Here is a 9,885-nt window from a genome sequence, read left to right as displayed (position 1 = left end):
GGCCCCCGCAGCGACAGCATCAGCGGTGTCCGAGAGTTTCACCGACCGCGACGACCGCCCGGACGGGAACGCCGTAGCAACCGCCGCAACATTGATCCGGCCCGGCGCGTCCGCGTCGTGGGCCCTCCCCAGCGCCTCGACGGCGTAGGGAACCATGTCGCCGTACACGCAAACCGCCGCCACCCGGGGGGTGGAAAGGTCGTCGGCGTCGGGAACCAGGGCCTTCGCGACAAGAGACCTGACCTTGCCCGGCGTGTCAGAACCTTCCAGAGTGGTCAGGTCAATCAGGGAGATGATCTTGTCCAGGGCCCACGCCTTCGAGGTGGTCTTGATCGACCGGGTCCCCAGCGACGCGGCACGCGCCTCAAGGCCAACGGCGTCGACGCCCGCGATGCCTTCGAGGTACCGTTTCAGGGCCTTCTCGGTGAGGTCCCCGCCAATCACTTCCAACGCCCGGGACGCAGGAGCAATAGCGATGACGGAAGGGAGAGCTTGAATAGTCATAAGTTCTCCGTACTTGTTGTCGCCGGAATCTTCAATTCGGGAACCTGTGCATGGAACTGATCGATTGCTGCGTCGGTAAGGTCATCGACCATTAGTTCGTGAAGCACTGCCCATGAGGCGGTAATTGCATGGGCACCTGAGGTGAGCGCTGATACCGCCTGTTCAGGAGTCTTGATGCTCGCCGCGAGGACACACAGGTGATCTCCAGCGACGGCCCGTAGGTCTCCAAGCAGGTTCGTTTGCAGGGGCCTGAGTCTCTGTGCTCTATCAACATAGGGGATCACGTAGGACGCGCCCGCCTGCACTGCGGCCATAACTTGGCCGGGTTGATATACGGCGGTGAATGCCACTTTCTGGCCAGCTCTGACTAGGTCAGCCCCTAGAGAAAACCACCACGGCTGCGCAGGAAGTTTCAGCACTAGGCGGTCCGCGTTGGAACCCGTCTGCAGCAAGGTTCGTTCAATGAGAACCTCGGCTGAGGTCCTATCGTGGGCATGAATCTGGAAAAAAACCGGTCCGCGGGTGAAGAGATCGAGAAGTGACACTAAGTGATCTATCGGATCGGCATTTGGTGATCCTTGCTGGATTATTGCGGGGTTGGTCGTGACGCCTGCCACGATTCCCGAGTCCGCTGCCAATTGAACATGGTCCGGATTGGCTGAATCTAGGAATAGGAGTTCCATTGTTATCGCCTCGCTTTCTCGGCTTCGGTCACGATCCGCCGCGTTTGTTCCACCGACACCGGATTCCACCAAACACCGCCCTCTTTCATGGCACTGCCAACTATTGCGCCGCTGGCGACGCCCAGCAGCGCCTCCGCATTTGAAGCGTTCAGGCCGCTGCCCACAAGAACCGGGCGGGTGGCGACTGAAGAGATGTCCAAAACTTCCTCGACGGTGGTTGGGTTGCCTGTTCGGTGGCCGGTGGCGATGAGAACATCGGCATCGAATGCCTCTGTATCCAGTGTTAGCTCAGCGATTGATCTGTCCGCGACGATTGCATGGCTACCGTGCTTTACGTGGACGTCCGCGAAGACTTTGATGTCATGCGCATGTATTGCGGCCCGGTACCGGAGGGTTGTGGCGGCCGCTCCTTCGATGAACCCTTCGTTTGCGACGTAGGCATTGGCCCACTGATTGGCACGGATGAACTGCGCACCGGCCGACTTGGCGATCGCGATGCTTTGGTGGGTTGCATTAGCGAGACAGAATACGCCGACAGGGACACGAACCGCTTCGACGACGGCTGCGGTTATGACGGATAGGGCTGCAACGGTTTCGGGGCCCACCTGGTCCGGTTTAAGAAAAGGGATGTCTCCTTCGTTTTCCACGATAAGACCGTCAATGCCCCCGTTTGCATAGCGACGTGCGTCTTCGACGGCGCGCTCGATAATTTCCCTCATAGGCGCTCCGCGGTATCGGGGCGCTCCTGGCAGAGGCTCCAAATGAACGGTTCCGATGAGTGGTTTGATGTTGGCAAATAATGCGATGAGCGGATCATCGGCGGGAGCGACGACCGGGGCGGAGGTATTCATGAGACCTTTCTGAGTAAGCGCCGCGCCTTGGTGGCCCGGTGCTCGGCGATTTCAGGATCAATTCGGATGGCGGCTGCCACGGCGCCTCGTGTTTCGCATACAAAGGACGCGGAGACGCTACCTCGAATGGCGGCTTCGATGGGGTCACCGGTTGCGACCAGACCTGCGAGAAAGCCGCCGCAAAAGGCATCGCCTGCGCCTGTGGGGTCGATTAGGTCGTCTATTACGGTAGGAACGTTTGTGACTGTTCCTTCCGCGAGGACGTCGACCCCATCGGGGCCGCGTTTGATAGCTAACGTTGCGTTGCTGCCGTGTGCGATCAGCCAGTTTGAGAGGGTTTGAATGTCTGAGTGTCCCCAAACGTCCCGGACCTCTTGGGCGCTAGGAAGGAACGCATCGAGCTCTCTGAAAACTGACCCATCTAGGTATGGTGTCTTGTCGATGGAGGGTTCAATGAGCAAGTCCAGGGTGCGCACCACGTCCCGTCCGGCCAAATGCTGAAGTGCGAGCACCTGTCCTTGACTCGACTGAGGTGCAATGTGGACGCCTAACGGGTTCAAGCCAGCGGTGTATGGGGAGACCCGGAGCCGGTCCGTATCGGCGAATGTAGCTCCGCGCTTCTTCTCAAATTGTCGGCGTGTTCCGTCGGATTCATAGAGCAACCAGAGCCCAATGCTCAGCGCGTGAGGGGACCTGGACACGGCATCAAGGCAAATACCTTGTGCGTCCAAACTCGATAGCAGCCCCTCAGGGAAGTCCGTTCCAACAACACTGTTCAGCGCTACGTCGTTGGTCCATACCAGTGCCCCGACCGCACTGTATAACGCGCCTCCGCCAGCTTGCTTCCAATCTGCGCGATCATCTTCGACAACCACATCATCGACAGTCAACTCCCCGATGGTCAAGAGTCCATGCATCTCCCCCATCACCAGTCCACCGCCAACTGCTTGGAATGCACGGCAACTCCGAGGACAACCAGCGCACGTGCGAGGTGTAACAAATCCTCAAGATTAGTTGCCGGTAGCCCGCGATCGAAATGCCTATTCATTCCGGGGTATCCGAGAATGATGACGCGGTTGCTATGCGTCATGGCTGTTACGTCGTCGGAGCGCGGTACGTAACCGCCGACGTTCTGCTTTACATTCACTCCGTGATCCTGCAACGAGCAAAGCAGATCCTTCACCCCCGCAAATAGATGGGGCGGGGCGACCGAGCCCCTGCCGTGGCTCGAAAATTCTGCCAGCGAAGCACCCCACGGTTTGTCGTGGTCCTGCACCGACGTCAGGTCCTCGGTCGGAACTCCATGAATGTCGATCGCGACCGCAAGGGGCGCGTCCTCCAAGTGACGCAGCAGCCGTGCCGCTCCTCGGGAAATCGTTTGGCTGCTGGCTCCGCTGGGACCCTCCTCCTCGTCGGTCAACCCGAGGGAGAATGGGATGCCCATCGCGCTGAGTACCGAGGCAGCAAGCAGAGCGGACGCGACTCCAGCGGCGTTATCCAACGAACCGGTTACGCGTTTCGTTTTGAGGTCGACTGAGACCTCGCTGGCCAGCACGATTCGATCTGCGGGGCCTAACTGGGTTGTTTCAGGCGTCTGGAATACGTGTCGTGTTCCGACCATGGTCACTTCACCGGTGGCGACCGTTACCCACGAACCATCCGGGGCGAAGCGGATAGCGCGGGCCGGGGCCGGTTTCTCTGCCAGGTGGTAGCAATACGGTGCTACCCACCAGAGTCCTGGTGACCCGGCCGGCCCGTCGAGCAGGTAGGAAACCTCGTCGAGGTGAGCCAGCATACGCAATCCTCCGGTGCCAAGGGACAACAGGTCGCAGCCGCTGCGGTAGGCATCCAACGTCAGTTGTGCACCCGAACTCTCTAGTCCCTGCTTTGACCACCACAGCCTCACTTGTTCGCCGCGGGTGATGGACGATGCGCCGGATGGTGCAGGTGTATCGGCAACGGAGATCAGCAATTCGAGCGCGGCGTCCTGAGTGATCAGCTGATCGCATTTCTCCCACATATCAGCGCGTGAAGTAAGCCATTGAGAAGTCATCGTCAGCGCCCCTGCGCATTTCGTCGCTGCAACATCACGGCGGCCACGATGAGCGTGCCGCTGAAGAGGTTCTGCGCGTAGGGGCTCACTCCGGTGAGATTGAGCAGGTTCGAGAGCACCCCGAGGAGTGCGGCGCCGATAAAGGTTCCGCCCACTGTGCCCAACCCGCCGAATAGGCTGGTGCCTCCCACGACGGTCGCAGCGATGGCATCGAGTTCATACCCGTCTCCCGCAACCGGGGTCCCGACGCCTAGTTGGCTGGCGTAGAGTATCCCCGCTACGCCGGCCATGACTCCGGAAATGACGTAGACAGTACATTTGACTCGCTTTACCGGAATCCCGGAGAGTCGTGCTGCTTCTTCGTTTGCCCCCACCGCATATACCGACCGCCCAAAAACGCTATGCCGGAGGACAACCCAGGCGACGATAAGCAGAATAAGGAACACCAGTGCCGGATTGGGTATACCCAGAGTCCGTCCGCTACCGAACTGCAGAAATGCCTCGTTCGTAATTGGGATCGGCCGCCCCTGCGTGTACAAAAGTGCTATTCCTTTGGCGAAAGCCATCATTCCGAGCGTCATCACGAAAGGTTGAACACCGCCCAGGGTGATGCCGAGTCCGTTGAGCAATCCCAAGAAGGCACCCACCGCCAACGCGACGGCTATCGCGGGGACTACCCCCATAGTTTGCACTGTGTTGGCCGTATAGACCACGACGACCGTCAACATCGCGCCGACGGACAGATCGATCCCCGCGGTGATGATTACAAAAGTCATTCCAAGTGCCAGCACACCGACGATCGAAATCTGGCGCAAGACATTCAGAATGTTTTGCACCTCGAGAAAATTCTCCGCGGTAACGCTAGCGACTACAACGAGCAGCACTAGGGCACCAGCGGCTCCATACTTTCGCACATACGGTCCGATACCGTTTGCCCGCCCTAATTTGGGACGTTGTGCCGGAGCCGTGAGTGTGCCGCTTTGATCAGTCATTGACTACTCCTCGTATAGTTGAGAGGCCCTCGGGCGCATTTGTTTCCGGAAGCGGATTGCCGGGACGAACCTGATCGTCAGAGACAATTGCGGCGCGTGTGACCGCCTCTTCCGAGATCTCATCACCAGTAAACTCTGCGACGATTCGGCGCTCACGCATGACGATAACCCGGTCTGACATGGCAAGAACTTCCTCTATTTCGCTGGAAATCATGACGACGGCAAGACCACTATCGGTCAATTCCTTCATCAGCTTGTATATTTCACTTTTGCTTCCGACGTCGATCCCCCGGGTTGGCTCGTCGAGAATGAGAACCGTAGGGGAAGCGGCGAGCCACCGTGCGAGCATCACCTTTTGCTGATTTCCGCCGGAAAGGGTCGCGGCGTTGGAGTTTAGGTCCGAGGCCTTCAATCCGACGGCGCTTGCGTGCCGCTGTGTATCTGCTTTGTCGTGTGAAGATCGGAGCAGGCCCCATCTGGACCTGGTTTTTAGGCTTGCCAAACCAATGTTCTCGCGGATCGATCGGTGCAGCAGCAGGCCTTGATCTTTTCGATCTTCGGGTAGGTAGGCGAGCCCTCGTCGACGGGAGGATCTGGGGTTGCGACGTTGAAGTAGATCGCCGTCGATGTAGACGCGTCCTGGTGCCCTGTCTGCTCCAATGATGGCCCTAGCCACCTCTGTCCGACCGGATCCCACAAGTCCCGCAAACCCGACAATTTCTCCGGCTCTGACCGAGAAGCTGATAGGGGCGCGCCCTCCTTTGACTTGAAGATCCTGCACATCAAGCAATACCGGAGCATCCGGGGCTATGCCTGATCGCACAGGGGCAGTTAGTTCTCGCCCCGTCATAAGCGTGACCAAACGTTCTTCGGACAGGTCTTCGACTGAAAGGGTGTCTTGAAGGACTCCGTCCTTCAAGACCGTCACCCGGTCACTCAGACTCATTACCTCTCCGAGCCGATGGGAAATATAGACGATCCCCACCCCTTGTTGACGGAGAGTGTCAACCACCGTGTACAGAACCTCAAGCTCCGCTTGTCCAAGAATGGCCGAAGGCTCATCAAGGACCAGTACCTTCGTGTCGCGGACGAGGGCCCGCGCAATCTCGATGAGTTGCTGTTGACCCAGGCTGAGCCGGCTCATTTCCGTGCGTTCGCTAATGTCCAAGTTGAGTCGGTCTAGCACCGCCCTGGCTTGGGTGTGGGCGGCAGCCCAGAGAACCCGGCCCCCTCGCCGAGGTAGTCGGCCAAGGAGAATGTTCTCGGTAACGCTGAGCATGGGTGCACTGACCAACTCCTGGTGCACCACGCTGATCCCGAGGGCCAACGCATCCTTTGGACTTCGTAGCCGAACAATTTGATCGCCAACACGGATTTCCCCAGCATCCGGTGCAACCCCTCCACCGAGAACTTTCATGAGAGTGGACTTGCCTGCACCATTTTCTCCGGCAAGCGCGTGTACTTCGCCGGCCTGCAGATCAAAGTCCACCCCTTTGAGCGCAACTACCCCCGGGTACTGTTTGGTAATACCACGTAGCTCAACTAACGCGTTTGTCATGAATTTCTCCGGTCAGGCGTAACGGATGTACCTGGGGGCAACGGCGCGAGTCAATTAGGCGCACGGGTCGACAGGCGTTTCGAAGTCACCCCAACCCTTAGGAATCCATTCCTCGGCATTGTCCGGGACTACTGCCGGAAGGCTCGGGAGCTGCAATTTCTGCCCCGGCTCCTCGTATGCTTCCGCGCCAGAAATCTCTTCGCCCTGGAGCGCCAAGATGGCCGCCCGGACACCTATGTCTCCGATGAAGGGACTGTAATTACCGTCGGCTTGGAACCCACCGTCTCGTACCCACTCAAACCCTGGGGCTGATCCGTCATGGGTGTAATGCAAGATGTCGTCATCGCAACGTCCGGCGCTGGCGATTGCCTGCTGAGCTCCCCATGAAGACTCTTCGGCGTGCGAGAAGACCGCATCAATTTGGTCGTATTTCGTGAGCCAATCATCCATAACTCCGACGGCCGGTTCGCGAACCCATTCCCCGTCGCCTACCGCAAGGATCTCGATACCGGGGGATTCTTCCAAAGCCTGACGCAGACCGGCGCTTCGGTCGGTAGCAGCAGAAGATCCAGACAAGCCCGTAATCTCCAGAATTTTCCCTTCGCCGCCGAGGTCGTCGATCATTGCCATCGCAGTGTCATAGGCCATCTCCACGTTCGATTGACCCACAAACACGGTCTTCTCCGCAGGCACATCACGGTCGAGCACAATCAAGGGAATCCCGGCGTCCACCACGCGATTCGCCGCAGGCGCAAGTCCGGCAGATTCCACCGGGCTGAGAATGATCGCGTCAACTCCACGCGACATCAGATCGGACACATCATTAGCCTGGTCCGCCACATCGCAATTACCGTCAGTCACGACGAGCTCAACACCAGGGTGCCGTGCGACCTCAGCTTCCGCGCTCTCAATCATGGCAGTCCGCCACGGATGATTGAAGCACGTCTGAGAAAAGCCGATAGTGATCGTATCTGAGTCGGCACCGCCAATTGCACCTTCCTCCACGGGCAGAATATCGGTGTAGGGCAGGCTCTCGTATTCCTGGCCGCCGCCTTCAGTTGATTCACTGTTGCTTGCGATACTTGAGGCTTGGCACCCCGTAGAAGCCATTGCCAAGGCGACGACCGCGACTGAAAAACCGACTTTTCTAAACATGAACTCTCCTTTGAGTGATGCCGTTTGCCCTCAGCGGCTGCCGCGAGCTTGGGTGTTAGCTGGTTGAACGAGTGAAGTTTGGATGTTAGCTAGGTAAATGGGTGAGCTCGACGCGGTACTCGTACCGATCCGCAGGGAAGGTCATGACCGTCCATTCGACCGGTCGGTTCGACGGGGTGTAGCTGACACGCCGAACAATGAGAGTAGGGCTGTTCGCAGGACACATCAGATGATGTGCTTCTTCATCGCTTGCGGCTCCGGCACGCACAGTTTCGACTCCGCGATCCAGCTGGAGCCCGATCTTGGGACCCTGCAGCAGTTCGTACAGGGAGTTCGACTCCAGAATCTCGGCGTTGAACAGATCGAGCCTCCCAGCCAGGCTTTCAACGGGCAGCCAAGTCTCAGCTAAACCAATCGGGTTGCCATCAGCAAGCAACAACCGCCGCACGAACTGGCACGAACCCTTCGATCCGGTTACCGACTGAATAACCGGTGGACTATCGACAATTGCGGACTCCAGGAGCAGCCTCTTAGGGTCATAGCCTTGCGACTTCATGTTTTGAGTAAATGAAGTGAGCAGCGACTGATGACTAGGGCGGGGTTTGCCGACAAAAGATCCAAGACCTTGGATCCGCTCAACTTGTCCGTCAGCGACGAGACGCGACAGAGCTTGACGGATGGTCTGCCGGGAGACCTCATAAGTCTGAGCAATCTCCGCCTCAGTGGGTAACTTGTCCCCGGGCGCGAGATTCCGCTCATGGATATAGGTCAGAATGGCCTGCTCCAGTTGAACATAAAGGGGAGCGGCATTGCGACGATCAATCCGAGTTGTCATGACAACATGTTTACCCATCAACTGATCGGTGTCAATGGTTTCTTCCGAACCCACGTGATCTTCCGCTACACCTCTGTCGGCTCAAGCTACCCCGCACACATCAATTGCTCGGACTGGCCGCGCGGATTCACGATCGCCCGGTTCCGCCCTTGCGGCTCCACGCCAAAATACTCACAAACCCGAACGTCGAGGTCGATGGAGCCGTCCGGAACAAGCGCGAGTTGTACGGGCGTTGTCCTCTCGTGGTGATGAATCCTTTGACCGGTCCGCCATAAAAAGCCGCTTCGCCTGAGCGGCTTTCGCCAGGAGTGGGACCGGGTAAAAATACCGTCACCGAAGTCATGTACCCCGGCGGTTACTCCCCCATGAAGTAGTAAGAAAGCCCACCAAGGGCTTCAGGAGAGAAAGGGGATAGCCCGCCACAGGAAGACTGCAACCAACCCACCAAATCAGGCACACCCTGTTCACGATAAGAGCCGGTTTGTGCACAGTCAGAGAGCGAAACAGCCTCTGACTAGGGGAAACATGTGCCCGAAGTGGGACTTGAACCGGCTTTGCCCCCTTGCAAACACTGGCCTCCCCCGAAAACCTCCCCAAACCGGCCCAGACCGACACTGATACGCCCCGGTCCGACCCCCAAGGTGTGCACATTGTGCACACCCCTTTTTCTGCCCTATTAGGGGATGAACTTGCCGGTCGCCGTCTCTCGGGTTTAGCGACGCCGTTCGTCTTTCTCCGAAGACTTACCTGACCGGGACGTCGGTCAGTCCCGGCATACAGCGGGAGCTCGGGTTGGACCCCTACCAGGGCAACAATGCGAAAGCTCTGGAGCGCGGAATTCATGATGGCTAATCTCCTTTCTCGAATATCTCATCGACGAAATGACGAAAGCGCACATGACTAAAGTGTGCGAAGTCGTTTTGTCGGATCAACCGATATTCGAGAGTGGTGGCTAGCGGAGGGGGTCAGTACAACCTTCCCCGAGAAACATCATTGCGACGCTGGCGAGTGCCAAGGACTCTGACCCAGATTATTACCGCCGATCGCCGAACACACAGCCAAGTCGAAGCACCTGCTATCCATGAAGCATTCATGAAAGCCTTCTTACCTCGACAACGTGCCGGCAGGGCAGGCTCTGAGCGAACCAGAGTAGCTGAACAACGCGATAGTGGAATTGTTCGCTGGCTATGTCTGCTCCGGTGAGTAGCTCTACGAGTTCACGGCCGGTTGTTTCGTCAGCTTTACGGCTGGCTA

Annotated in this window: 8 protein-coding genes and 1 pseudogene; all 9 read right to left on the bottom strand. The window is 58.1% G+C overall.

The genetic code is table 11. The features are described 5' to 3' along the window. Positions 1 to 504, bottom strand: a pseudogene (locus ACX80O_RS11765) (deoxyribose-phosphate aldolase); the annotation flags it as partial. Continuing rightward, the gene (locus tag ACX80O_RS11760) at positions 501 to 1,187 is read right to left on the bottom strand and encodes a transaldolase family protein (protein WP_459333561.1); all 687 of its coding nucleotides are present in this window, start codon (positions 1,185 to 1,187) and stop codon (positions 501 to 503) included. The gene ACX80O_RS11760 and the pseudogene ACX80O_RS11765, both read right to left, overlap by 4 nt. A 2-nt stretch (positions 1,188 to 1,189) precedes the next feature. Next, the gene (locus tag ACX80O_RS11755) at positions 1,190 to 2,038 is read right to left on the bottom strand and encodes a BtpA/SgcQ family protein (protein ID WP_459333560.1); all 849 of its coding nucleotides are present in this window, start codon (positions 2,036 to 2,038) and stop codon (positions 1,190 to 1,192) included. Beyond that, positions 2,035 to 2,964, bottom strand: coding sequence for a carbohydrate kinase family protein (locus ACX80O_RS11750; protein WP_459333559.1), 930 nt, complete (start codon positions 2,962 to 2,964; stop codon positions 2,035 to 2,037). The genes ACX80O_RS11755 and ACX80O_RS11750 overlap by 4 nt, the downstream gene beginning before the upstream one ends. After that, positions 2,964 to 4,091: a hypothetical protein gene (locus ACX80O_RS11745; protein ID WP_459333558.1), complete on the bottom strand. Its 1,128-nt coding sequence runs from the start codon at positions 4,089 to 4,091 to the stop codon at positions 2,964 to 2,966. The genes ACX80O_RS11750 and ACX80O_RS11745 overlap by 1 nt, the downstream gene beginning before the upstream one ends. Positions 4,092 to 4,093: 2 nt before the next feature. Further along, on the bottom strand, positions 4,094 to 5,083 hold the full coding sequence (locus ACX80O_RS11740; RefSeq protein ID WP_459333557.1) for an ABC transporter permease: 990 nt from the start codon (positions 5,081 to 5,083) through the stop codon (positions 4,094 to 4,096). After that, complete coding sequence (locus tag ACX80O_RS11735) at positions 5,076 to 6,572, bottom strand: sugar ABC transporter ATP-binding protein (RefSeq protein WP_459333556.1); 1,497 nt, start codon at positions 6,570 to 6,572, stop codon at positions 5,076 to 5,078. Before ACX80O_RS11735 ends, ACX80O_RS11740 begins: the two co-directional genes overlap by 8 nt. A 123-nt stretch (positions 6,573 to 6,695) precedes the next feature. Next, positions 6,696 to 7,796, bottom strand: coding sequence for a substrate-binding domain-containing protein (locus tag ACX80O_RS11730; protein ID WP_459333555.1), 1,101 nt, complete (start codon positions 7,794 to 7,796; stop codon positions 6,696 to 6,698). Positions 7,797 to 7,881: 85 nt separating this feature from the next. Then, positions 7,882 to 8,685, bottom strand: a complete 804-nt coding sequence (locus ACX80O_RS11725) for a GntR family transcriptional regulator (protein ID WP_459333554.1) — start codon at positions 8,683 to 8,685, stop codon at positions 7,882 to 7,884. Positions 8,686 to 9,885 lie beyond the last annotated feature (1,200 nt).

This window comes from Arthrobacter glycogeni, from assembly GCF_054511155.1.
Note: the sequence above shows the minus strand (reverse complement) of the source record. Positions and strands in the feature narration are given on the sequence as shown.